Origin of the sequence: Aeromicrobium stalagmiti (assembly GCF_013283745.1) — a bacterium.
In the GTDB taxonomy this organism is placed as follows: Bacteria; Actinomycetota; Actinomycetes; order Propionibacteriales; family Nocardioidaceae; genus Aeromicrobium; species Aeromicrobium stalagmiti.
On sequence record NZ_JABSTZ010000001.1, the window covers coordinates 1321724 to 1342160 of the forward strand.

26 protein-coding genes and 2 tRNA genes are annotated in these 20437 nt (G+C 69.7%); 18 read left to right on the top strand and 10 right to left on the bottom strand.

Annotated features, from left to right (window positions below; genetic code table 11):
- The first annotated feature begins 1 nt into the window (after position 1).
- From HQK15_RS06460 to HQK15_RS06475, 4 genes are all read left to right on the top strand, one after another.
- The gene (locus HQK15_RS06460; protein ID WP_173490557.1) at positions 2–1051 is read left to right on the top strand and encodes a phosphotransferase family protein; all 1050 of its coding nucleotides are present in this window, start codon (positions 2–4) and stop codon (positions 1049–1051) included.
- A 36-nt stretch (positions 1052–1087) separates the two neighbouring features.
- Positions 1088–2044: a cyclase family protein gene (locus tag HQK15_RS06465; RefSeq protein WP_173490558.1), complete on the top strand. Its 957-nt coding sequence runs from the start codon at positions 1088–1090 to the stop codon at positions 2042–2044.
- Positions 2041–2340: a putative quinol monooxygenase gene (locus HQK15_RS06470; protein ID WP_173490559.1), complete on the top strand. Its 300-nt coding sequence runs from the start codon at positions 2041–2043 to the stop codon at positions 2338–2340. Before HQK15_RS06465 ends, HQK15_RS06470 begins: the two co-directional genes overlap by 4 nt.
- A 67-nt stretch (positions 2341–2407) precedes the next feature.
- The gene (locus tag HQK15_RS06475) at positions 2408–3085 is read left to right on the top strand and encodes a TetR/AcrR family transcriptional regulator (protein ID WP_173490560.1); all 678 of its coding nucleotides are present in this window, start codon (positions 2408–2410) and stop codon (positions 3083–3085) included.
- 4 nt (positions 3086–3089) lie between these two features.
- Here HQK15_RS06475 and HQK15_RS06480 read toward each other — a convergent pair whose 3' ends face one another.
- Complete coding sequence (locus HQK15_RS06480) at positions 3090–4094, bottom strand: NADP-dependent oxidoreductase (protein WP_217361359.1); 1005 nt, start codon at positions 4092–4094, stop codon at positions 3090–3092.
- Positions 4095–4097: 3 nt separating this feature from the next.
- On the bottom strand, positions 4098–4586 hold the full coding sequence (locus tag HQK15_RS06485) for a MaoC family dehydratase (protein WP_173490561.1): 489 nt from the start codon (positions 4584–4586) through the stop codon (positions 4098–4100).
- 117 nt (positions 4587–4703) lie between these two features.
- On the opposite strand from HQK15_RS06485, the gene HQK15_RS06490 reads away from it, so the two are divergent.
- The 3 genes from HQK15_RS06490 (at position 4704) to HQK15_RS06500 (ending at position 7343) form a co-directional block, all read left to right on the top strand.
- Complete coding sequence (locus HQK15_RS06490) at positions 4704–5522, top strand: alpha/beta fold hydrolase (RefSeq protein WP_173490562.1); 819 nt, start codon at positions 4704–4706, stop codon at positions 5520–5522.
- Positions 5519–6310, top strand: a complete 792-nt coding sequence (locus HQK15_RS06495; protein ID WP_173490563.1) for an alpha/beta fold hydrolase — start codon at positions 5519–5521, stop codon at positions 6308–6310. The genes HQK15_RS06490 and HQK15_RS06495 overlap by 4 nt, the downstream gene beginning before the upstream one ends.
- 73 nt (positions 6311–6383) lie before the next feature.
- The gene (locus HQK15_RS06500; RefSeq protein WP_173490564.1) at positions 6384–7343 is read left to right on the top strand and encodes a phosphotriesterase family protein; all 960 of its coding nucleotides are present in this window, start codon (positions 6384–6386) and stop codon (positions 7341–7343) included.
- Between the two features lie 18 nt (positions 7344–7361).
- On the opposite strand, the gene HQK15_RS06505 is transcribed toward HQK15_RS06500, so the two are convergent.
- Both HQK15_RS06505 and HQK15_RS06510 read right to left on the bottom strand, forming a co-directional pair.
- Positions 7362–8168: an SDR family NAD(P)-dependent oxidoreductase gene (locus HQK15_RS06505; RefSeq protein WP_173490565.1), complete on the bottom strand. Its 807-nt coding sequence runs from the start codon at positions 8166–8168 to the stop codon at positions 7362–7364.
- Positions 8165–8776: a TetR/AcrR family transcriptional regulator gene (locus HQK15_RS06510; RefSeq protein ID WP_173490566.1), complete on the bottom strand. Its 612-nt coding sequence runs from the start codon at positions 8774–8776 to the stop codon at positions 8165–8167. Before HQK15_RS06510 ends, HQK15_RS06505 begins: the two co-directional genes overlap by 4 nt.
- Positions 8777–8842: 66 nt before the next feature.
- Between HQK15_RS06510 and HQK15_RS06515 the strand changes: the two genes are divergently transcribed.
- The 5 genes from HQK15_RS06515 to HQK15_RS06535 all read left to right on the top strand — a co-directional run bounded on the left by HQK15_RS06515 (position 8843) and on the right by HQK15_RS06535 (position 12540).
- Positions 8843–9742: a sterol desaturase family protein gene (locus HQK15_RS06515; RefSeq protein ID WP_367649080.1), complete on the top strand. Its 900-nt coding sequence runs from the start codon at positions 8843–8845 to the stop codon at positions 9740–9742.
- A 119-nt stretch (positions 9743–9861) separates the two neighbouring features.
- The gene (locus HQK15_RS06520; RefSeq protein ID WP_173490567.1) at positions 9862–10170 is read left to right on the top strand and encodes an SAV_915 family protein; all 309 of its coding nucleotides are present in this window, start codon (positions 9862–9864) and stop codon (positions 10168–10170) included.
- Complete coding sequence (locus tag HQK15_RS06525; RefSeq protein WP_173490568.1) at positions 10167–10499, top strand: hypothetical protein; 333 nt, start codon at positions 10167–10169, stop codon at positions 10497–10499. The genes HQK15_RS06520 and HQK15_RS06525 overlap by 4 nt, the downstream gene beginning before the upstream one ends.
- Entirely contained in the window at positions 10496–11722 is a 1227-nt protein-coding gene (locus tag HQK15_RS06530; protein WP_173490569.1) for a hypothetical protein, read from the top strand. The genes HQK15_RS06525 and HQK15_RS06530 overlap by 4 nt, the downstream gene beginning before the upstream one ends.
- Entirely contained in the window at positions 11719–12540 is an 822-nt protein-coding gene (locus HQK15_RS06535) for a hypothetical protein (RefSeq protein ID WP_173490570.1), read from the top strand. The genes HQK15_RS06530 and HQK15_RS06535 overlap by 4 nt, the downstream gene beginning before the upstream one ends.
- Here HQK15_RS06535 and HQK15_RS06540 read toward each other — a convergent pair.
- The 6 genes from HQK15_RS06540 to HQK15_RS06565 form a co-directional block, all read right to left on the bottom strand.
- Positions 12524–13279, bottom strand: coding sequence for an SDR family oxidoreductase (locus HQK15_RS06540; protein ID WP_173490571.1), 756 nt, complete (start codon positions 13277–13279; stop codon positions 12524–12526). The genes HQK15_RS06535 and HQK15_RS06540 overlap by 17 nt on opposite strands.
- A gap of 289 nt (positions 13280–13568) precedes the next feature.
- A tRNA-Phe gene (locus tag HQK15_RS06545) sits at positions 13569–13642 on the bottom strand.
- Positions 13643–13690: 48 nt separating this feature from the next.
- On the bottom strand, positions 13691–15025 hold the full coding sequence (locus HQK15_RS06550; protein WP_173490572.1) for a dipeptidase: 1335 nt from the start codon (positions 15023–15025) through the stop codon (positions 13691–13693).
- 51 nt (positions 15026–15076) lie between these two features.
- Positions 15077–15691 (bottom strand): malonic semialdehyde reductase, encoded by a 615-nt coding sequence (locus HQK15_RS06555; RefSeq protein ID WP_173490573.1) that lies wholly within the window; start codon positions 15689–15691, stop codon positions 15077–15079.
- A 70-nt stretch (positions 15692–15761) separates the two neighbouring features.
- A tRNA-Asp gene (locus HQK15_RS06560) sits at positions 15762–15838 on the bottom strand.
- A gap of 63 nt (positions 15839–15901) precedes the next feature.
- A complete protein-coding gene (locus tag HQK15_RS06565; protein WP_173490574.1) occupies positions 15902–16114 on the bottom strand; it encodes a hypothetical protein in 213 nt (70 codons plus the stop codon).
- 137 nt (positions 16115–16251) lie between these two features.
- Here HQK15_RS06565 and HQK15_RS06570 point away from each other — a divergent pair, with 137 nt between their 5' ends.
- The 6 genes from HQK15_RS06570 (at position 16252) to HQK15_RS06595 (ending at position 20411) form a co-directional block, all read left to right on the top strand.
- Entirely contained in the window at positions 16252–16764 is a 513-nt protein-coding gene (locus tag HQK15_RS06570) for a cysteine dioxygenase (protein WP_217361360.1), read from the top strand.
- Positions 16761–17201 carry a rhodanese-like domain-containing protein gene (locus HQK15_RS06575; protein ID WP_173490576.1) on the top strand — a complete coding sequence of 147 codons (441 nt, stop codon included), beginning with the start codon at positions 16761–16763 and terminating at the stop codon, positions 17199–17201. Before HQK15_RS06570 ends, HQK15_RS06575 begins: the two co-directional genes overlap by 4 nt.
- Before the next feature lie 102 nt (positions 17202–17303).
- Positions 17304–18116 carry an ABC transporter ATP-binding protein gene (locus HQK15_RS06580; RefSeq protein WP_173490577.1) on the top strand — a complete coding sequence of 271 codons (813 nt, stop codon included), beginning with the start codon at positions 17304–17306 and terminating at the stop codon, positions 18114–18116.
- A complete protein-coding gene (locus HQK15_RS06585; RefSeq protein ID WP_173490578.1) occupies positions 18113–18793 on the top strand; it encodes an ABC transporter permease in 681 nt (226 codons plus the stop codon). The genes HQK15_RS06580 and HQK15_RS06585 overlap by 4 nt, the downstream gene beginning before the upstream one ends.
- Positions 18790–19470: an ABC transporter permease gene (locus HQK15_RS06590; protein ID WP_173490579.1), complete on the top strand. Its 681-nt coding sequence runs from the start codon at positions 18790–18792 to the stop codon at positions 19468–19470. Before HQK15_RS06585 ends, HQK15_RS06590 begins: the two co-directional genes overlap by 4 nt.
- A gap of 23 nt (positions 19471–19493) precedes the next feature.
- The gene (locus tag HQK15_RS06595) at positions 19494–20411 is read left to right on the top strand and encodes an ABC transporter substrate-binding protein (RefSeq protein WP_173490580.1); all 918 of its coding nucleotides are present in this window, start codon (positions 19494–19496) and stop codon (positions 20409–20411) included.
- The last annotated feature ends 26 nt before the right edge of the window (positions 20412–20437 follow it).

A 20437-nucleotide genomic window follows, 5' to 3' on the forward strand; every position in this document is an offset into this window, starting at 1 on the left:
CATGGGTGCAGCCGGGATCGCGAACGACGTGGCGGTCGACCTCGACGTCCTCGGTGCGCTGCTGCGCGCTGACGGCGTCGAGGCGGTCGCGCCCTTCTCCGCCGTGCGGGTCGGCCGGGGCCAGTCCAACCTGACCTACCTCGTCGAGGATGCGCAGGGCACGCGGTGGATCGTCCGTCGACCGCCGCGGGGCCACCTGCTGGACTCCGCGCACGACGTGCAGCGGGAGTACAGGATCCTCTCGGCCCTGCAGGGCACGGGCGTCCCGGTGCCTGCCGTGATCGGCGAGTACGTCGACGAATGTCTCGCCGAGACCCCCGTCGTGGTCATGGAGCACGTCGACGGCCTCGTCGTCGATCGGCCCGAGATCGCCGAGGACACCGGTGTCGAGCTGCGGTCCGCACTCGGTCCGTCGCTGGCTCGGACCCTCGCCACGGTCCACGAGGTCGACCTGGCCGGCGTCGGCCTGCTCGACCTCGCGAGCCACCAGCCGTACGCCGCACGCCAGCTCAAGCGCTGGTCGCGGCAGTGGGAGGCCAGCCGCACTCGCGACCTGCCGGCGCTCGACCGTCTGACCGAGCTGCTGCGGCGCACGATGCCCGAGCAGCGGGAGCTCACCCTCGTGCACGGCGACTTCCACATCCGGAACGTCATCGCCGATCCCGCGACGGGCGACCTGCGTGCCGTCCTCGACTGGGAGCTCAGCACGCTGGGGGACCCGCTCGCTGACATCGGCAGCCTCCTGGCCTACTGGCCCGAGGCAGGGGATCCGCCGACGGGGCTCTTCGCAGCCTCGACGCTGCCGGGCTTCGCCGACCGCCGAGGTGTCGCCGACGCCTATCTGGCGGCCTCGGGCCGCGACGGCTCCGATCTCGACTACTGGCACGTGCTGGGCCTGTGGAAGATCGCCGTGATCTGCGAGGGCGTGCTTCGACGTGCGCTCGACGACCCGCGCAACGCCGCGGACGGCGGACCCCCGGAGCCCGGATTCATCGACAGCCTCGTCGACCGTGCCTGGACCACCGCGCGCGCCGCCCACCTGGACAGCTGACCTGACCCCCTGCGACACCGACCGAAGGAGATCATCATGACCGACACCCCGTACGTGGGCGACTTCCTCAAGGACTCGCCGAGGAACTGGGGCAAGTGGGGGCCGGACGACGAGGTCGGCTCGCTCAACTACCTGACCGGCGCCGAGGTGCTGCGCGGTGTCGCCAGCGTGAAGTCGGGCGAGGTCTTCACGCTGCAGGTCAAGATGGGCAGCCCCGGGGGCGACCCCGTGTGGCCCGGGCGCGAGAGCATCCAGCGCAAGAACGTCATGGACGAGTCGTTCTTCGAGCGCGGCGAGGGCGACGAGACGCCCGGAGGTGCGCACTACGCCGACGACGTCGCGACCCTCTACCTGCAGGCGTCGACGCAGTACGACGCCCTCGGTCACGTCTGGTACGACGGGCAGATCTGGAACGGCTTCGACGCGTCCACCACGGCCGGCGACATGTCGAAGGCATCGGTGCTGCCGATCGCCGAGCGCGGGATCGTCGGTCGCGGCGTGCTGATCGACGTCGCGCGCCACCGCGGCAAGAAGGTCCTCGACAAGGGCGAGACGTTCACCCACGAGGACCTGCTCGAGATCGCAGCGGCCCAGGGCCACACGATCGAGAAGCACGACATCCTGCTCCTGCGCACCGGGTTCATCGGCTCCTACTACGACCAGACCTCCGAGGAGTTCTACGAGGGCTTCCTCGAGCCGGGGCTGACCTACAGCCCCGAGCTCGTGCAGTGGTTCCAGGACATGGAGATCCCCAACCTGGTGACCGACACGATCGCGAACGAGGTGACCTTCGAGCCGGGCACCGGGGTCACGCTGCCGCTGCACAACGCGCTGATGCGCAACCTCGGCGTCACGTTCACCGAGATCGCCTGGCTCGAGGACCTCGCCGAGGCGTGTGCCGCCGACGGGCGCTGGACGTTCCTGTACACCGCCGCCCCGCTCAAGGTCGTCGGCGGCACGGGCGCCCCGGTCAACCCGGTGGTCGTGCGATGAGCGAGGTGCTCGACGTCATCGCGACGATCCAGGTGCAGCCCGGCCGCGCCGACCGTGTCGTCGAGATCGTGACCGGTCACCTGGAGTCGGTCCGCGCCGAGGACGGATGCCTGCGCTACGACCTGTTCCGCGTCCGCCGCGATCCCGACACGCTCGTGATGGTCGAGCAGTGGGCTTCCAAGGACGCGCTCCGCGCCCACGGGACGGCTCCGCACTTCCAGCAGATGTCGGCCGAGCTGGCCGCCGAGGTCGCGGGAGCGCCGGTCGTCCGGGTGCTCGATCCGGTGATCTCGTGACCACCGGCAGGCCGTGCTGCCGGGCCGTCGTGTTGCACCGTGAATCCACCTTCAGTACAAAGAACACATGACTGAGCGCGCGGAGGACCAGGCCGGCGAGGTGTCGTCGCCTGCCGGTGCCGCCGCGGTGAAGGAGCTTCCCGTCACTGCGCGGGGGGTCCGGACTCGTGCGGCTCTCGTGGTCGCCGCACGGACGGTGTTCGAGCGCGACGGGTTCCTGGGCTCGCGCCTGACGGACATCACGGCCGAGGCGCGGTGCTCGACCGGCACGTTCTACACCTACTTCACGAGCAAGGAAGAGATCTTCATGGCGGTGCTGGAGGCCGCCAAGGACGACATGCTCCACCCCGGCATGCCGCACGTCGCCGAGAGCGACGACCCGGTCTCCGTGATCGAGGCGAGCAACCGGGCCTACTTCGAGGCCTATCAGCGCAATGCCAAGCTCATGATGCTGCAGGAGCAGGTCGCCACGATCGACGCCGACTTCAGGCAGCTGCGCCTCAAGCGCAGCGAAGCCTTCGCGCAGCGCAACGCCAAGAGCATCCAGCGTCTCCAGCAGGCGGGCGACGTCGACCCGGCGCTCGATCCGATCATGACCTCGCGCGCCCTGTCGGGCATGGTCGGCCGCCTCGCCTACGCGAGCTTCGCGCTCGGGCAGGACTGGTCGGTCGACGTGCTCGTCGAGACCAGCACGCGGCTGTGGGCCAACGCGCTGGGTCTCAGCACGCGTCCGACGGACGGCTGACGGCTCAGAGCTCGAGCACGAGCTTGCCGGTGTTGCCGCCAGAGAAGAGCATGAGCAGGGTGTCGCCGAACGCGTCGACGCCGCCTGCGACGACGTGCTCGCGCGCCACGAGCGTGCCCGCGTCGAGCATCGCGCGGATGCCGTCGACGGCCTCGCCGTAGCGGTCCTCGTAGTCGAACACCAGGAAGCCGGCCATCGAGGCGCGGTTGACGAGCAACGACATGTAGTGCGCCGGACCGGGTGGCGGCTCGGTCGCGTTGTAGGTCGAGATGGCGCCGCAGATCGCGATGCGCGCACCGAGCCGCAGGACGCGGAGCGCCGAGTCGAGCATCTCGCCGCCGACGTTGTCGAAGTAGACGTCGATGCCCTCAGGGGCGACCGCACGGACACCCCGGTGGACGGCTCCCTCGCGGTAGTCGACCACCGCGTCGAAGCCGAGCTCGTCGGTGAGCCACCGACCCTTCTCCGGACCGCCGGCGATGCCGATGACCCGACATCCGTGGGCCTTGGCGAGCTGCCCGACGACGCTGCCGACCGCGCCGGCCGCGCCCGAGACCAGGACGGTGTCGCCGGGCTTGGCCCGGGCCACGTCGAACAGGCCGAACCAGGCGGTCATGCCGGGCATGCCGAGGGCGCCCAGCCACGTGGTGGCCGGGGCCACGTCGAGGTCGATCGCGGTGAGCTGGTCGCCGGGCAGCACGGCGTGGTCGGTGACCCCGAGGATGCCGGTGACGGCATCACCCGGCGCGAAGGCGGGGTCGCGGGACTCGACGACGACGGCCGCCCCGAAGGCGCGCATGACCTCGCCGACCGCGACCGGGGGGACGTAAGACCGCACGTCGTTGAGCCAGCCGCGCATGGCCGGATCGAGCGACAGGTGGGTGACGCGGACCAGCACCTCGCCGTCCGACGGGGCCGGCAGCTCGGTCTCCTCGATCGCCCACGTGGAGTCGTCGGGCAGGCCGAAGGGCCGTGCAGCCAGGTGGACGCGTCGGGCCGTCACCGTCACGGCTCAGGCCTCCGCGGGGTACTCGGTGAACTGGCCGACCGACTGCGCGACGCAGATCGGCTTCTCGGCTCCCTCGCGCTCGAACGTCTGGACCGTGACGATCCGCGCGGAGCCGCCGCCGACGTCGTCCACCGACACGATCTCGGCATGCATCCGGATGCGTGAGCCGACGGGGTTGGGGGAGGGGAAGCGGACCTTCTCGTAGCCGTAGTTGAGGCTGTGGGCGAAGCCGTCGAACGCCATCAGGTCCTCCATGAACCGCGGGCCGATCGACAGGCTGTAGAGGCCGTGGGCGATCGTCGAGCCGAAGACGCTGTCCGCGGCCCGGACGGGGTCGACGTGGATCCACTGGTGGTCGCCGGTGAGCTCGGCGAACGCATCGATGCGCTCCTGGGTGATGTCGTGCCACTCGGTGGGGCCGAGCTTCGAGCCGACCAGGTCCTTGAGGTCCTGGATCGACGTCGGGCGGATGGGGGCGTGGGTGTCGGGCATGCCATCTCCTCGTGCAGTCGGGCTCCACGGGGGAGCATGGATCGGACGCTACTTGAACATGAACCCGGATTCAAGTAGCGTGACCTGCCTCACACTACTGCATTCCGGAGGGCGACCATGGCTCGGATCGACGTCAACGGCACCACGTTGAGATACCAGGACGAAGGGCCCCGCGACGCGCACGCGATCGTCATGAGCCCGTCGATGTTCTTCGACGTGCGGATGTTCGCGGCCCAGGCGGCAGCACTGTCGGACCGGTTCCGCGTCGTCCGCTACGACCACCGCGGCCAGGGGGAGAGCGCGCGTGACGTTCGAGAGCGGCTCGACATGGACACCTTGTCCGAGGATGCAGCGGCGCTGATCGAGGCGCTCGACCTCGGCCCCTGCACGTTCGTCGGCAACTCCATGGGTGGCTTCGTGGGGCTGCGTCTCGCGGCCCGCCGACCTGACCTGATCGCGTCGGCGGTGCTGATGGGCACCTCGGCCGACGTCGAGGAGCAGGCCGACGAGATGGACGGCCTGGTGGAGGTGCTGGCCGAGCAGGGGATCGAGCCGGTCCTCGACGGCGTCCTGCACTTCATGATGGGCGACACGACGCTGACCGACCCGTCCCGTGCCGACGTGCTCGCGGAGGTGACGGCACTGCTGCGCAGCCGCACCCCCGAGTACGCCGACGCCGCGTGGAACATCGCCCACCGGCTCCCGGTGCTCGACGAGCTCGGATCGATCCGGGTGCCCGTCCTGGTCGTGGCCGGCACGGAGGACCACACCTATCCGCCGCACAAGTCCCAGCAGATCGTCGACGCGACGCCGGGCGCGACGCTGGAGGTCATGGAGCGGACCGGCCACGTCCACGCCATGGAGAACCCGGACGCCGTCATCGACGTGCTGGAGCGGCACCTCGCCGGGGTCGACCTGACGGCGGCGCGCGCATGAGCCTGTTCGTCGCCGACACCGGCGAGGCCGACCTGCCGGTGGTCGTGTGCCTGCACTCACTGTTCCTGGACCACACGATGTTCGACGCCTTCACGGCTGCGGTCGCCGGCCGGTTCCGGGTCGTGCGCCCTGACTTCCGCGGCCAGGGTGCCAACCCGGATGCCACGGACCTGGTCTCGATGGACGACTGTGCGGACGACGTGCTGGCCCTGCTCGACGAGATGTCGCTCGAGCGGGTGAGCATCGTGGCCCAGTCGATGGGCGGCGACGTCGCCGTCCGGGTGGCCTCCCGCCGGCCCGAGGTGGTCGAGCGGCTCGTGCTGCTCGGGTCGTCGGCTCGCGAGGAGCCGGCCGAGCACCTCGAGGCGTTCCGGCCGATCGCCGACGAGGTCGCACGCCACGGGTTCGCCGGAGACCTGCTCGAGACCACGATGCAGATCATGTTCGGCGAGACGATCCGCAACGACCCCGACCGCGCCGAGCTGCTCGTCCCGTGGCGTGAGCACATCGCGGCGCTGTCGCCGGGGCTCGTGCACGCCATCCGCGGCGTCGTGGAGCGGCCCAGCGCCGTCGACGCCCTGCCGCGCATCACGGCGAGGACGCTCGTGGTGAGTGGCGGCGAGGACGGTGCGCGGCCTCCCGCGTGGTCGCAGGAGCTGGTCGACGAGATCCCTGACGCGGAGCTGTGGAGCCTGCCGACGACGGGTCACAGCGTCATCCTCGAGCTGCCGGAGCAGGTCATCGGCCGGGTCGCCGGATTCCTGTCCGAGGGGCAGACGGGGTCTTGACCGTCGCTGTGACCTGGCACACACTGAACCCGAACTTGAATCCAACCTCAACAACACATGAAGGGTGGTCCTGATGGCCTCCGTCCAGACCGTCACCGGAACGATCGACTCCAGCGAGCTGGGCCACACGTTGGTCCACGAGCACGTCTTCGTCCTCAACACCGAGTACCGCGAGAACTACCTCACGGACTGGGACGAGCAGGTGCGGATCGACGACGCGGTGGAGAAGCTGACCGACCTCAAGGCGGTCGGCATCGACTCGATCATGGACCCGACCGTGATGGGCCTGGGCCGCTACATCCCCCGGATCCAGAAGATCGCCGCGCGGGTCGACCTCAACATCATCGTCGGCACGGGCCTCTACACCTACAACGACGTCCCCCACCAGTTCGAGCACCAGGGGCCGGGGCTGCTGGTCGACATCCCGGAGCCGCTCACCGCGATGTTCGTCAAGGACATCACCGAGGGCATCGCCGACACGGGGGTGCGGGCGGGCCTGCTGAAGTGTGCGATCGAGCACCAGGGCCTCACGCCGGGCGTCGAGCGGGTCATGCGGGCCGTCGGCCAGGCGCACGTGCAGACGGGCACGCCGATCACGGTGCACACCAACCCGGCGACCGAGTCGGGCCTGGTGGCCCAGAAGGTGCTGAAGGAGGAGGGCGTCGACCTCTCGAAGGTCATCATCGGGCACTCCGGCGACACCAACGACGTCGACTACCTGTGCAAGGTCGCCGACGCGGGCTCGCTGCTGGGCATGGACCGATTCGGGCTCGACCTGTTCAACCCGCTCGAGGAGCGCATCGGGACGATCGTCGAGCTGGTGCGTCGCGGCTACGTCGAGAGCATCACGCTCGCGCACGACGCCAACTGCTTCATCGACTACTTCAGCCCCGAGGCGAAGCACGAGGCCGCGCCGAACTGGCACTTCCGTCACATCAGCGAGGACGTCATCCCGGCCCTGCTGAAGGAGGGCCTGACCGAGGCCGACATCGAGACGATCCTCGTGGCCAACCCGCGCCGCCACTTCGAGTGATCGAGAGCGGGCGAGGGGTCAGCCCTTCGCCCGCTTCTCCAGGGCGCGGTCCATGCGGCGGAACAGCGGCCGCATCCCGGCCGTGAGCACGCCGGGGATCGTGGCCATCCCGATCTCGGCGGCGGCCCCCTGCAGGCTCGTGACCCTTGTCGGCTTGTCGACAATCGCCTTGACGAGCCAGTTCGCCGCCTTGTCGGCGCTCAGCATCGGCATGGCCTGATAGATGTCGGTCTTGCCCGACATCTCGGTGCGCACCATCGGAAAGTAGACCGTGGTCGCCGAGACGCCCTCGCCGCCGAGCTCGGCGACCAGCGAGCGGGTGAACGACTCGAGCGCCGACTTGCTGGCGAGATAGGCCGAGAACAGCGGGATCGGCACCTGGGTCGACATGCTCGACGAGATCACCACGTGGCCGTGCCGCTGCTCGAGGAAGCGCGGCACGAGGGCCAGCGTGAGTCGCACGGCGGCGAAGTAGTTGATCGCCATCGTGCGCTCGTGGTCGTGCAGGCGGTCGAGCGACTCGGTGATGGGTCGCCGGATCGACCGGGCGGCATTGTTGACCAGGGCGTCGATGCGATCGTGCTCGGCGAGCAGCCGGGCGGTGACGGCGTCGGTCTGCTCGGCGTCGGTGAGGTTGACCGCGTACGCGTGTGCCGTGCCGCCGGCGAACCGGATGTCGGCCACCACGGCGTCGAGCTCGTCCTCGCGGCGGGCGAGCAGGCAGACCGTGGCGCCGAGCCGGGCGAGCTTGCGGGCGGCCTCGGCGCCGATGCCGCTCGAGGCGCCGGTCAGGACGATCGTCTGTCCGGCGAGCCGGGCGCTCACCCGCCGCCGCCGAACAGCGCCGTCAGCAGCCGGCCGCAGCGCTGCATCATCTGCTCCGCAGTCTGCTCGGGGTGCTCGACCCACCAGTTCATCAGCGAGTCGACGATGCCGAGCCACACCGACGTCATGGCCGCGATGTCGAGCTCGTCGTCGTTGCCGGCGAGCGTCATCAGCTCGGCGACACCCTCCTCGGCCAGCTTGCCGATGCGGTCGGCATAGAGCGTGATCGAGTCGGCGATCGGGCCGGTGGTCGGTGCGGTGCTGTCGAAGAAGAGCCGCCAGAGATAGCGCTGCTCCTCCAGGAGGGAGAACATGCCGGCGAGCGTCTGCATGCCGCGCTCGATGCCGACCGCGTCGCCACGGGCGATGCGCTCGATCTCGTCGGCGACGAGGGAGCCGCCGCGGTCGAGGCACGCCTCGTAGAGCCCCTCCTTGGAGCCGAAGTAGTTGTAGATCAGCGGCTTGGAGATGCCGGCGCGCTGGGCCACGGCCGCGACCGAGGTGGCGGTGAAGCCGTACGTGCCGAACTCCTCGGAGGCGATGGTGAGGATCTGGGTCTCCCGATCCAGGCGGGGGACGCCCTTCGTGCCGGCGTTGGGTCGGGCCATGTCGAAAAGCCTAGCCGAGACAACTGATCTCGTGGTAACTTACCCAAGAGTCATATAGGAGGAACCGTGGAAGCCCTGGACCCGCTGAAGAACCCGACGCTCGTCGCCGCCCCGTTCTTCGTCCTCACGTTGCTGATCGAGCTCGCCGCCTTCAAGTTCCTCGAGACCGACGAGCAGATGCGCGGCTACGAGAAGAAGGACGCCCGCACGAGCCTGATCATGGGCGTCGGCTCGATCGTCTCCAGCGCGGTCTTCAAGATCACCACGCTGGTGGTCTTCGTCGCGATGAGCGTCTACCTCGCACCGTGGCACCTGCCGACCGACACCTGGTGGTCGTGGACGCTCCTGATCGTCGGCCTCGACCTCGCCTTCTACCTGCAGCACCGGTTCGTCCACCGGGTGCGCATCGGGTGGGCCGCCCACCAGGCGCACCACTCCAGCGAGTACTTCAACTTCTCCACCGCGCTGCGTCAGAAGTGGAATCCGTGGGCCGAGGCGATCTTCTGGGCGCCGTTCCCGCTCCTGGGCTTCGAGCCGTGGATGCTCTACGTCGCGTTCTCGTTCAACCTGATCTTCCAGTTCTTCCAGCACACCGAGCGCATCGGCACGATGTGGTGGCCGATCGAGCTGGTCTTCAACACCCCGTCGCACCACCGCGTGCACCACGGCAGCGACCCGGAGTACCTCGACAAGAACTACGCCGGCATCTTCATCATCTGGGACCGGATGTTCGGGACCTTCCAGAAGGAGCTGCACCGCCCGACGTACGGCCTGACCGTGCCGGTCGGCACCTACAACGTCCTGAAGCTGCAGTACGGGCCGTTCGTGTCGCTGTTCCGTGACGTGCGAGCGGCCGAGCGCTGGCGCGACAAGATCGGCTACGTCGTCATGCCGCCGGGCTGGAAGCCTGGAGAGACCCGCGAGCAGGCGGAGCAGCCTCGCGTGGAGGAGTCGCAGCCGGCATGAGCCGGCGGTCGTGACGTACGCGGTGCTGCTGGTCGTGCTCTGGCCCGATGGCGCGTGCGAGGCGGACAGTTGGTCTCCTTTAGGCTGGTGGTCAGTCACGACATGACGGGGGATGTGCCATGACCGCGACCGAAGACCTTCCATCGGTGGAGGGCTCCAGCCTGCCTCCGGTGCTCTACGTGCCATGTGCCGAGCACGTCGTCGAGATCGACGACCTGCAGCTGGAGTATCGGCGGACGAGCGACGGCAAGGTGGCCTTCATGGCCTACACCGCGCTGGATCGCCTCCGTGACGGTTGTGGCGTCGATCAGCCGTGGGTCATGCTCCCGCTGGCCGCGATCAAGGCGCTCTACGTCGACCGTCCATGGGACGTGCTGCTCCTTGACCTGCACGTGCCGCAGGAGCATCGCTGGGGCGTCGACCGATGAACCAGGCTGCGGGGGAGGGAGGCGGTGGTGTTGCGACGGTCGGCGCGGTCGTGGTCGACCCCGACCGGTTGCGGCGTGTCACGTCCAAGCTGACGGCGGCCGGCACCACGCTCGACGGCTGCGCCGACTCGATGCCGGCCACCGGTGCCACGGGGGACGCCGAGATGCTGATCTCCGCGATCCTCGCGGAGTTCTCCGAGACGGCCGTCGACCTCATCAGCGAGGGCGAGCTGCTCGCCCAGACGGCGGACTCCTGCAACGTGGCCTACGTCGATGCGGATGCCGAGGCTGCGGCGCGGTTCCTGGTCGAGGGGGTGGAGAACGAGTGAGCGACGACCTCGAGACCTTCATCCCCGGTGTGCCAGGGAGCATCGAGGCGGTCGCCGAGTGGCTCCGCGTCACGTTGCGTGACAAGGCCGCGGACCACGCGGACACCACCTACGCCCAGCGCAACGAGTCCGGCTCGGCCTGGGAGGGTGAGGCCGGCGAGGCATTCGGCTCCCGCCTCAGCACCTTGGCGAGTGCCAGCGACGACGTGTCGGCCGCCGCTGTGACCCAGGGCCAGTCGCTCGACACCCTGGCCGCTGCGCTGCGCTCGGCCCAGTCAGAGGCCGGCCGGGCGCGCACCCACGCGTCCGGCGGAGGTCTGACGGTCTCGGGCATGACGGTCATCAACCCCGGACCCGGCCCCTCGCGACCGATCGCTCCGAGCGCCGATGCCCCGCAGCCGCTCATCGACGCCCACAACGAGCGGGTCGAGACCTACGACGAGCACCAGCTGAAGGTCACCTGCTGGAACGAGACCGTCGAGATCGCGCAGGGGGCGTTCGACGACTGGGACGAGGCGTTGGTGTCCGCCGGCGAGCGCTGGCAGTCCAACGCCGGCAACCTCGCGTCGCTGACGCAGGGTTTCCTGGCCGCCGGCCTGGGCGGTGCGTCAGCTGCCGCGCGGGCCTCGCGATTCCACGGGAAGGCCAACCTGCACCGCTCCAACATCAGCAGCCTCCGGGGACACGTCGGTGCCCTCACCAACCCCGACGGCACGACGCGCGGATCGAGCACCCGCATCAACCAGCTGCTCGACGAGATCGACGACGCGAAGATCAAGGCCGCGGACGCGCACGCCTCGGGCATGACGGCCAAGCCGTCAGCCGGTGTCAGCAAGCTGCTCAACCGCCTCGGATACGCTGCCGCCATCTACGGGACCTACGACGACTACGCGAACGGCGGCGAGTCGCTGCCGCAGGCGGTCACGTCCAACGCCGGTGGCCTCGTCGCCGGAATGGTCGCCGGCGCCTACATCGGTGGCGCGATCGGCACGGCGATCCCCGTGCCGATCCTCGGGACCGCCGTGGGAGCGCTGTCCGGCGCGCTGATCGGTGCCGGTGTCGGCATCTTCACCTCCGGGATGATCGACTCGCTGTGGGAGAACGGCGTCGACGGCCTCGAGGACGTCGGAGGCGCCATCGTCGACGGCGGCAAGGAGGTCGTCGACACCGTCAAGGACGTCGGAGGGCTTGCCAAGGACGGCTGGAACGCGGTCTTCGGATGAGGGACGGCACCAACATCGTCCAGCTTGCCGGTCAGCGGTGGATCACCTGGGCCACCTTGCCTCTCGGGCCGGCTTTCGCGGTGCTCCTCGTCCTCGGGTTCGTCGGCCTCCGGCGCGACGAGGAGCCGTGGGCGTCGATCCTGCTGCCACTGGCGCTGGTGGCGCTCAGTGTCTCCGTCGCGACCTACGTGCGCTGGCTCGCTCGTCCGCACCGATTCACGGTCGGTCTCGAGGAGCTGGACGGCGAACAGGCCACCGTCGTGCCGGTCATGCGCCGGTCCCTCGTCTACGTCGCCGCGCCGTTCTCGGCCCTGCTCGTCGTTGCGGTGTGGGGGCTCGTCCTCTCGCTGCGCACGGGCGACCCGTCGTGGCCATGGGTCGTGGGTGGCGTGCTGGTTGCCGGCTTCCTGCCGCAGGCGTTCCGGTCGATGGTGCGCCGACCGGTGCTCGCCCTCACTGCCACGGGTGTGCGCTATCGAGGTCAGACGATCGACGCCTTCGTCGCATGGGACGACATCGCCGGCGTCGGGCTGCGCCGCAACGCCCGTGGGCCCGTGGTGTCGATCGTGGGACGGGGCAGCTCCCCGTCATGGCAGATCAGCCGGAGGTTCTGGATCTTCCCGATGGAGTGGAACCCGATCGACGAGCACGTCGACATCGAGATCCACGGCCGTGGCGACTCTGAGCTGGCGACGGTGCTGACGCCGTGGATCACGACCTACTGGACGAGTCCCGCACTGCGCCCCGAGCTGGGTTCAGCAGCTGCTGTGCGGCGAGCCGACGAGGTGCGGACCCGATCGGTCACAGCGAGCGGGTGAGCCCGCCGTCGACCGGCACCATGACGCCGGTCAGGAAGCCGGCGGCGGGAGACAGCACGAACGCGGCGACCTTGCCGAACTCCTCGGGTGCTCCGTAGCGGCGCAGGGGGATCGTGCGCTCGACGCTGGCGCGGGCAGCGTCCGCGTCACCGGTGGCGGCGTCGATCGACCGGACCCGGTCGGTCGAGATGCGTCCCGGCAGCAGGCCGTTGACCCGGATGCCACGCGGCCCCAGCTCGTCGGCGAGGTTCTTGGCCGCCATGGCCAGGCCGGGACGCAGGCCGTTGGAGATGCCGAGCCCCGCGATGGGTGACTTCACGGACGTCGAGAGCACGAACGCGATCGAGCCGCCGTCGCCGAGCACCTCCGCGACGGTCGTCGCGAGCCGGATGGCCCCGAGAAACACCGACTCGAACGAGGTGCGCCACTCCTCCTCGGTCCGGTCGAGGATCGGGCCCGGCGGGGGACCGCCCACGCTGATGAGCACGCCGTCCACGCGGCCGAACGCCTCCTGTGCCGCGGCGACGAGCTGCGCCGGAGCGGTGGCGTCGGCGTTGTCGACCGCGACGCCGATCGCGCGAAGCCCGAGCTCGGCGGTGGCCCGGTCGACCGACTCCTGGCTGCGCGACGAGATGACGACGTTGGCGCCGTCCGCGACCAGCTGCTGCGCCGTCGCGAGCCCCAGGCCGCCCGATGCGCCGGTGAGGATGTAGGTGCGGTCGGTGAGTCCCAGGTCCATGGCTCAAGGGTAGGTGGGGCCGGCGAAGGTGGATCTGCAACCTTGCCCGGGCATCGAAGGTGGAACTGCAACCCTATTGGTCCGGATGGGGTTGAGGATCCACCTCCCGCGGGGCGGGGATCCACCTGCCGGGGGTTGGCCGAGCTCTTCGTCCTGCGCGGGGTCGAAGCCCCAAGCTCTCCGCTGGCGCTCCGAGCAGGGGACCCCAGGCAGCCGGGGTTCGCCGACAGACCCTGGCCAGAGCAACAGAAAAACCCCCGCAAAGAGCGCGGGGGCTTTTCTGTTGCTGTGGCCAGGGCCGGGGTCGAACCGGCGACCCTCCGCTTTTCAGGCGGATGCTCGTACCAACTGAGCTACCTGGCCACCGCTCGCGAACGAGCGACGTTCACCTTATCGCATGCTCCCGGAGCTCTACGAATCAGCCAACCGGTCGAGCAGCAGCGCCTCGGCGAGGCACACCTTGGCGAACTCGCCGAGGTGCAGGCCCTCGTCGATGCCGTGGGCCCGGGTGTCAGGGTCCTCGACTCCTGTGACGAGCACCGCGGCGTCGGGGAAGATGCGGGCGAACTCCGCGATGAACGGGATCGACCCACCCATGCCCATGTCGACCGGCTCGGTGCCGTCCCACGCGTCGCGGAAGGCCGACCGGGCCGCGTCGTAGGCCGGACCGTCGGCGTCGACCGTGAACGGCTCGCCGACGTCGCCACGCTCGACCGTGACCCGGGCGCCGAACGGAGCGTGCTGCTCCAGATGTGCGACGAGCGCGTCGAGGTGGGCCACGGCGTCACCGCCGAAAGCCACCCGCATGCCGATCTTGGCTCGGGCGCTCGGTGCCAACGAGTTGGACGCCGTGGCGACCGGGGTCGCATCGATGCCCAGGACGCTCACGGCCGGCTCGGCCCACAGCCGCTGGACGATCGAGCCGCGTCCGATCTGCTCGACGCCGTCGAGCACGGACGACTCCTGGCGGAACCGGTCCTCCGGATAGACGAGGTCGGCCGCGACGCCGTGGTGCAGGCCCTCGACCGCCACGGCTCCCTCGGAGTCGTGCAGCGTCGCGAGCAGGCGGCACAGGGTCGTCAAGGCATCCGGCACCACCCCGCCCCAGATGCCGGAGTGGACCGCGTGGCCGAGGGTCTCGACCGTCACGACGCAGTCGACCATGCCGCGCAGGGTGACCGTCAGGGCCGGGACGCCGATGTCCCAGTTGGCCGAGTCGGCGATGACGATGGCATCGGCCGTCAGCTCGTCGCGGTGCTGCTCCAGCAGCGCCACCAGGCTCGGCGAGCCGGACTCCTCCTCGCCCTCGACGAAGACCGTGACGCCGACCGGTGGATTGCCGTCGTGAGCGCGGAACGCGGCCAGGTGGGCCGCCAGTCCGGCCTTGTCGTCAGCCGTGCCCCGCCCGTAGAGGCGGTCGCCCCGCCGGGTCGGCTCGAACGGGGGAGACGTCCACAGCGCGGGGTCGCCCGTCGGCTGGACGTCGTGGTGGGCGTAGAGCAGCACGGTCGGGGCCCCGGGCGGCGCCGGGTGGTGGGCGATGACGGCGGGTGCGCCACCGGCCTCGACGATCTTCGTCCGGGCGAACCCGGCCTCGTGCAGCAGGCGCTCGACCTCTGCGGCCGACCGGCGCACGTCGTCGTGGTGCTCGGGCTGGGCCCAGATCGAGGGGATGCGGGCGAGCGACACGAGGTCGTCGATCACGGAGGGGAGGAGGTCGTGGACGCGGGAGGTGAGATCGGCCATGAGCTCAGCCTGCCACGCGACCCGGTGAGGGTCGCGTGGCAGGCGAGGGCGTCAGAGGGTGCGGATCGCGTCGTCGGCCGAGATGCGCGGCAGGCGGTCGAACCACGGGTTCTCGCCCGGGTGACCGATGTTCACGACGAGCTGGGTGCGCCAGCTGGTGCCCGCGAAGTACTCGGCATCGATGCCCGCGGCGTCGAAGCCGCCGACGGGTCCGGCGTGCAGGCCCGCTGCGCGGATGCCGACGATGAAGTAGCCGGTCTGCAGCGCGGTGTTGTAGCGCGCGATCTCGTACCGGTTGGCGTCGTCGCTCGCGAACATGTCGCCGATGCCGGGCTTGTGCGGGAAGTGCACGTCCATCGAGGTGTGGAAGTCGGCGTCGGCTGCGACGACCGCGACGAGCGGCGCCGTCTGGGCCTTGGCGCGGTTGCCCTCGGCCATGTGCGGAACGAGCCGGTCACGGCCCTCGCCCGGCTCGAGCAGCAGCAGGCGCATCGGCTGGATGTTCATCATGGTCGGGCCCATCTTGACCAGCTCGAACACCTCGCGGACCTGCTCGACCGAGACGGGCTCGTCGCTGAAGGTGTTGAGGCTGCGCGCCTCGCGGAACAGGAGATCGAGGGCGTCGTCGGTCAGGATGAACGGGGATTCGGTAGCAGTTGAAGTCATGGAATCTTCAACTATCTTCCGGACAGAAAAAATCCCACGCCCTCCGAAGAGGGACGTGGGCTTCTTCACATGGCGACCCCGACCGGACTCGAACCGGCGACCTCCGCCGTGACAGGGCGGCGCGCTAACCAACTGCGCCACGGGGCCATGCTGTGCGGCTAACCGCGCACGCAACTGTAACGCACGCCCCGGCCGGGCGACAAAACGGGTTCAGGTTCGGTCGGTGACGCCCGCGTCCATGACCTGCGCGCCGGTCGTCGTCGGGTCGTCCGGCGCCTGCGGTTCCAGGGTGTCCCGGCTCGTCAGGCAGTCGTCCAGTCGGTGCGGCCGGTTGGACGCCGCGTGGGCCGAGCGGCGCGCGGTGAGCAGCCAGAGGGCTCCCACGACGATCAGCAGGACGACGGCGAGCAGGACCCACTTCATGAACAACTTCCTCTCGTTGGCGTGATTACCCCACGGTAACCTCGCGGCGACGTACTGCATCCTCTGCGACTTCGGACTCGATGTCCAGAGTGTGAACCGACCCGATCTGGTCACGGATCTGAGATTCGATGAGTCCCATGTCCGCACGCCGTCCCACTGTCGCGCCCCTGTCGCTGGCCGATCTCGCCGCTCTGACGAGCACGGTCGCCGACGAAGTCCGCGCGGGCCTCCACGAGGTTCACGCCGATGCACAGAGCCGCTGGCACGTGCGACTGCGATGTGACGACCAGGTCGACGTCTGGCTGATCAGCTGGACCGAGGACCAAGGCACCCAGCTGCACGACCACGGCGGTTCGTCCGGCGCCTTCACGGTCGTCAGCGGCGAGCTGAGCGAGGCCGTCTGGACGCCGGGCGCCGAGGTGCTGGCCGAGAGCCCGCGCTCTGCGGGGGACTCCGTCGTCTTCGGCGAGCACTACGTCCACGACGTGCGCAACGTGCAGGGGCGCACCGCCGTGAGCGTCCACGCCTACTCACCACCGCTGTCGCAGATGAACTACTACGACGTCGACGGGCACCAGCTGACGAGGCTCGCCTCGGTGTGGACCGACGACCCCGAGGCGCCGGCGCCCGACCTGCGGGCGGCGTCATGACCACGACCTTCGCGACGGTCGACGACCTCCTCGACGCGGCGCGGGCCCGTCTCGTGCGGCTCGACCCGCTCGAGGCGGCCCGTCGGGTGGGTGCAGGTGCCCTCGTCGTCGACATCCGTCCGGCCTGGCAGCGCGAGGCCGACGGGGAGATCCCCGGTTCTGTCATCGTCGAGCGCAATCATCTGGAGTGGCGTCTGCATCCGTCGTCCGGGGCGAACCTGCCCCTGGCGACGGTCGGACAGGAGTGGATCGTCGTGTGCACCGAGGGCTACACCTCGTCGCTCGCGGCGTCCGCCCTGGTGTCGCTGGGCCTGCCTGCCAGCGACGTCGTCGGCGGCATCCACGCGTGGCGTGCCGCCGGTCTGCCCATGGTCGCCGGGCCCACCCCGGTCGAGCACCGGGTGGGGTCGACGTCCGCAGCGCCACGCAGTGCCTAGATCCCCCGATTGCCGCGACGCGGCGATCACGCAAGACTGTGTCCACCCTGTTCCTTGCCTACCTACTGTCCCGGCGCGCTGGCGCCGAGCGCGGAGGACCGCATGATCGAGTACCGCTCCATCGGCAAGACCTTCGCCGACGGGACGGAGGCCGTCGGTGACTTCAGCCTCGTGCTGCCCTCCCGCACGACGACGGTGTTCGTCGGATCCTCCGGCTGTGGCAAGACCACGCTGCTGCGCATGGTCAACCGCATGATCGAGCCGAGCCGCGGACAGGTGCTGATCGACGACGTCGACATCGCCACCCGCAACAAGGTCGAGCTGCGGCGCAGCATCGGCTACGTCATGCAGCACTCGGGCCTCCTGCCGCACCGCAAGGTCATCGACAACGTGGCAACGGTGCTGCGGCTCAACGGCGTCGACAAGTCGGAGGCGCGCGACCGGTCGTACGCCGTGCTGGAGACCGTCGGGCTGGACGCGTCGCTGGCGACGAAGTACCCCAGCCAGCTGTCGGGCGGCCAGCAGCAGCGCGTCGGCGTCGCCCGGGGCCTGGTGTCCGACCCCAACATCCTGCTGATGGACGAGCCGTTCGGCGCCGTCGACCCCATCGTCCGCGAGGAGCTGCAGGCCGAGCTGCTGCGCCTGCAGCGCGAGCTCGACAAGACCATCGTCTTCGTCACCCACGACATCGACGAGGCCTTCCTGCTGGGTGACCAGGTCGTCATCCTCAAGAAGGGCGGCGAGGTCGCGCAGGTCGGGTCGCCCGCCGAGATCCTGGCCACCCCGGCCGACGACTTCGTCCGCAGCTTCGTCGGCCTCGACAAGGGGCACCGCAAGCTGCATGTCGAGGACCGTGACGGCTCGCGCATCGTCGTCGACGCCACCGGCAAGGCGGCCGGAGTCCTCACGGAATGACCTGGCTGCAGAACAACACCGACAAGGTCGTCGACCTGCTGCTCAGCCACCTGTGGCTGAGCGCGCTGCCGATCGTCCTCGGCTTCGTCATCGCCCTGCCCATCGGCTGGTACGCCAACCGCCACCGTCGCATCCGCGGCGTGCTCCTGTCGGCCGCCGGCGTGCTCTACACCGTGCCGTCGCTGGCGTTCTTCCTGATCCTGCCGAGCATCATCGGCACGGGCTTCCTGTCGCCGGCCAACGTCGTGGTCGCCCTGACGATCTATGCCGTTGCGATCATGGTCCGGTCGGCCACCGACGCCTTCGCCTCGGTCTCGCCGGCGGTGCTCGACGCTGCCACGGCGACCGGCTTCGCGGCGGCCGGTCGCGCGTTCCGGGTGGAGCTGCCGCTCGCCGGACCCGTGCTCGTCGCGGGCCTGCGGGTCGTCGCCGTCAGCACGGTCAGCCTCGTGAGCGTCGGTGCCCTGATCGGCGTCAACAACCTCGGCTCGCTGTTCACCGAGGGATATCGCACCGACAACGACGCCGAGATCCTCACGGGCGTGATCGGGATCGTGATCCTGGCGCTCGTCTTCGACGGCCTGATCGTCCTGGTCGGCCGCCTGCTGATGCCGTGGGCCACCGCGTCGCGCACGACCGGCACGTCGCTGCGAGGACTCGCGAGGGCCCGCCGATGAGCGTCGTCTCCGACACGATCGACTGGTTCAGCGACTCGACCCACTGGTCGGGCGACGACGGCGTCCCGCACCGCCTGGTCCAGCACCTGGGCTACACGTCGCTCACGATCGCGATCGCCGCCGCCGTCGCGATCCCCATCGGGCTGTGGATCGGCCACACCGGTCGACTGCGGGGCCTGGCGGTCGTGTCGTCCGGGGCGTTGAGGGCGCTGCCCACGCTGGGCGTGCTCACGTACGCCTCGCTCTACACCGGCATCGGCATCAAGGCCGCGATCTTCACGCTCGTGCTGCTCGCCATCCCGCCCCTGCTCGCCGGGGCCTATGCGGGTCTGGAGTCGGTCGATCGGCAGACGATCGACGCAGCACGGTCGATCGGCATGACCGAGTGGCAGATCCTGACCAAGGTCGAGGTGCCGCTCGCGCTGCCCCTGATCGTCGGGGGCTTCCGGTCGTCAACCCTGCAGGTCGTGGCGACCGCCACCGTCGCGGCCTACATCCCCGGCCCCGGTGGCCTCGGCCGCTACCTGATCGACGGCCTCGCGCTGCGCGACTACCCGCAGGTCGTGGCCGGGTCCGTCGTCGTCATCGTCCTGGCCCTGGTCCTCGACGGAATCTTCGTCCTCCTCCAGCGGTTGGCACTACGCAACCGGCCGGCCCCCGTCCGCTCCACCGTCTGACCCCACCCCCACCAAGGAGAAACATGTCCATCACCAAGCTCACCGCAGGCCTTGCGGCGGTCTCGCTCGGCCTCGCGCTGTCCGCCTGCGGCGGCGACCCGACCTCGGAGGGCTCCTCCGGCTCGGGCTCGTCGAGCGACACCATCACGATCGGGTCGGCAGCCTTCCCCGAGAACGAGATCATCGCCGAGATCTACGCGCAGGCCCTCGAGGCCGACGGCGTCAAGGTCAAGAAGCAGCTCAACATCGGTGCACGCGAGGCCTACATCCCGGCCCTCGAGAACGGCGAGATCGACCTGCTGCCCGAGTACTCCGGCAACCTGCTGTCCTACCTCGACCCGAAGGCCACGGCGACGTCCGAGGCTGACATCGAGGAGGCGCTCGACGACGCCCTGCCCGACAACCTCGAGGTGCTCGACGCCGCGAAGGCCGAGGACAAGGACTCGCTCAACGTCACGCCGGAGTTCGCCGCCGAGAACAACCTCACGACGATCGCCGACCTCAAGAACGTCAAGGGCCTCAAGCTCGGGGCCAACCCCGAGTTCAAGGAGCGCCCGTACGGCATCCCCGGCCTCGAGAAGGTCTACGGCATCACCGGCATCACGTTCGTCCCGATCAGCGACGGCGGCGGACCCAAGACGCTGAAGTCGCTGCTCGACGGCGACATCGACGTCGCGGACATCTACTCCACGACCCCGTCGATCCTGGCCAACAAGCTGGTCACGCTCGAGGACCCCGAGAACCTCATCGCCGCCCAGCAGGTCATCCCGCTGATCAACGACGAGAAGGCGACCGACAAGGTCGAGGCCGTCCTCGACAAGGTGTCGGCGGCGCTGACCACCGAGGACCTGCTCGACCTCAACAGCAAGAACCAGGGTGACGAGAAGGCCGCCCCGGCCGACCTCGCCAAGGAGTGGCTGACCGAGAAGGGCCTGATCTAGGCCTCAGCCCACAGCGGTGCGCTGGC

What these genes read in the sequence shown, in the direction of transcription:
- HQK15_RS06460 (WP_173490557.1), top strand. Translation starts at nt 2, where the DNA reads ATGGGTGCAGCCGGGATCGCGAACGACGTGGCGGTCGACCTCGACGTC.
- HQK15_RS06465 (WP_173490558.1), top strand. Translation starts at nt 1,088, where the DNA reads ATGACCGACACCCCGTACGTGGGCGACTTCCTCAAGGACTCGCCGAGG.
- HQK15_RS06470 (WP_173490559.1), top strand. Translation starts at nt 2,041, where the DNA reads ATGAGCGAGGTGCTCGACGTCATCGCGACGATCCAGGTGCAGCCCGGC.
- HQK15_RS06475 (WP_173490560.1), top strand. Translation starts at nt 2,408, where the DNA reads ATGACTGAGCGCGCGGAGGACCAGGCCGGCGAGGTGTCGTCGCCTGCC.
- HQK15_RS06485 (WP_173490561.1), bottom strand. Translation starts at nt 4,586, where the DNA reads ATGCCCGACACCCACGCCCCCATCCGCCCGACGTCGATCCAGGACCTC.
- HQK15_RS06490 (WP_173490562.1), top strand. Translation starts at nt 4,704, where the DNA reads ATGGCTCGGATCGACGTCAACGGCACCACGTTGAGATACCAGGACGAA.
- HQK15_RS06495 (WP_173490563.1), top strand. Translation starts at nt 5,519, where the DNA reads ATGAGCCTGTTCGTCGCCGACACCGGCGAGGCCGACCTGCCGGTGGTC.
- HQK15_RS06500 (WP_173490564.1), top strand. Translation starts at nt 6,384, where the DNA reads ATGGCCTCCGTCCAGACCGTCACCGGAACGATCGACTCCAGCGAGCTG.
- HQK15_RS06510 (WP_173490566.1), bottom strand. Translation starts at nt 8,776, where the DNA reads ATGGCCCGACCCAACGCCGGCACGAAGGGCGTCCCCCGCCTGGATCGG.
- HQK15_RS06520 (WP_173490567.1), top strand. Translation starts at nt 9,862, where the DNA reads ATGACCGCGACCGAAGACCTTCCATCGGTGGAGGGCTCCAGCCTGCCT.
- HQK15_RS06525 (WP_173490568.1), top strand. Translation starts at nt 10,167, where the DNA reads ATGAACCAGGCTGCGGGGGAGGGAGGCGGTGGTGTTGCGACGGTCGGC.
- HQK15_RS06535 (WP_173490570.1), top strand. Translation starts at nt 11,719, where the DNA reads ATGAGGGACGGCACCAACATCGTCCAGCTTGCCGGTCAGCGGTGGATC.
- HQK15_RS06540 (WP_173490571.1), bottom strand. Translation starts at nt 13,279, where the DNA reads ATGGACCTGGGACTCACCGACCGCACCTACATCCTCACCGGCGCATCG.
- HQK15_RS06550 (WP_173490572.1), bottom strand. Translation starts at nt 15,025, where the DNA reads ATGGCCGATCTCACCTCCCGCGTCCACGACCTCCTCCCCTCCGTGATC.
- HQK15_RS06555 (WP_173490573.1), bottom strand. Translation starts at nt 15,691, where the DNA reads ATGACTTCAACTGCTACCGAATCCCCGTTCATCCTGACCGACGACGCC.
- HQK15_RS06565 (WP_173490574.1), bottom strand. Translation starts at nt 16,114, where the DNA reads ATGAAGTGGGTCCTGCTCGCCGTCGTCCTGCTGATCGTCGTGGGAGCC.
- HQK15_RS06570 (WP_217361360.1), top strand. Translation starts at nt 16,252, where the DNA reads ATGTCCGCACGCCGTCCCACTGTCGCGCCCCTGTCGCTGGCCGATCTC.
- HQK15_RS06575 (WP_173490576.1), top strand. Translation starts at nt 16,761, where the DNA reads ATGACCACGACCTTCGCGACGGTCGACGACCTCCTCGACGCGGCGCGG.
- HQK15_RS06580 (WP_173490577.1), top strand. Translation starts at nt 17,304, where the DNA reads ATGATCGAGTACCGCTCCATCGGCAAGACCTTCGCCGACGGGACGGAG.
- HQK15_RS06585 (WP_173490578.1), top strand. Translation starts at nt 18,113, where the DNA reads ATGACCTGGCTGCAGAACAACACCGACAAGGTCGTCGACCTGCTGCTC.
- HQK15_RS06590 (WP_173490579.1), top strand. Translation starts at nt 18,790, where the DNA reads ATGAGCGTCGTCTCCGACACGATCGACTGGTTCAGCGACTCGACCCAC.
- HQK15_RS06595 (WP_173490580.1), top strand. Translation starts at nt 19,494, where the DNA reads ATGTCCATCACCAAGCTCACCGCAGGCCTTGCGGCGGTCTCGCTCGGC.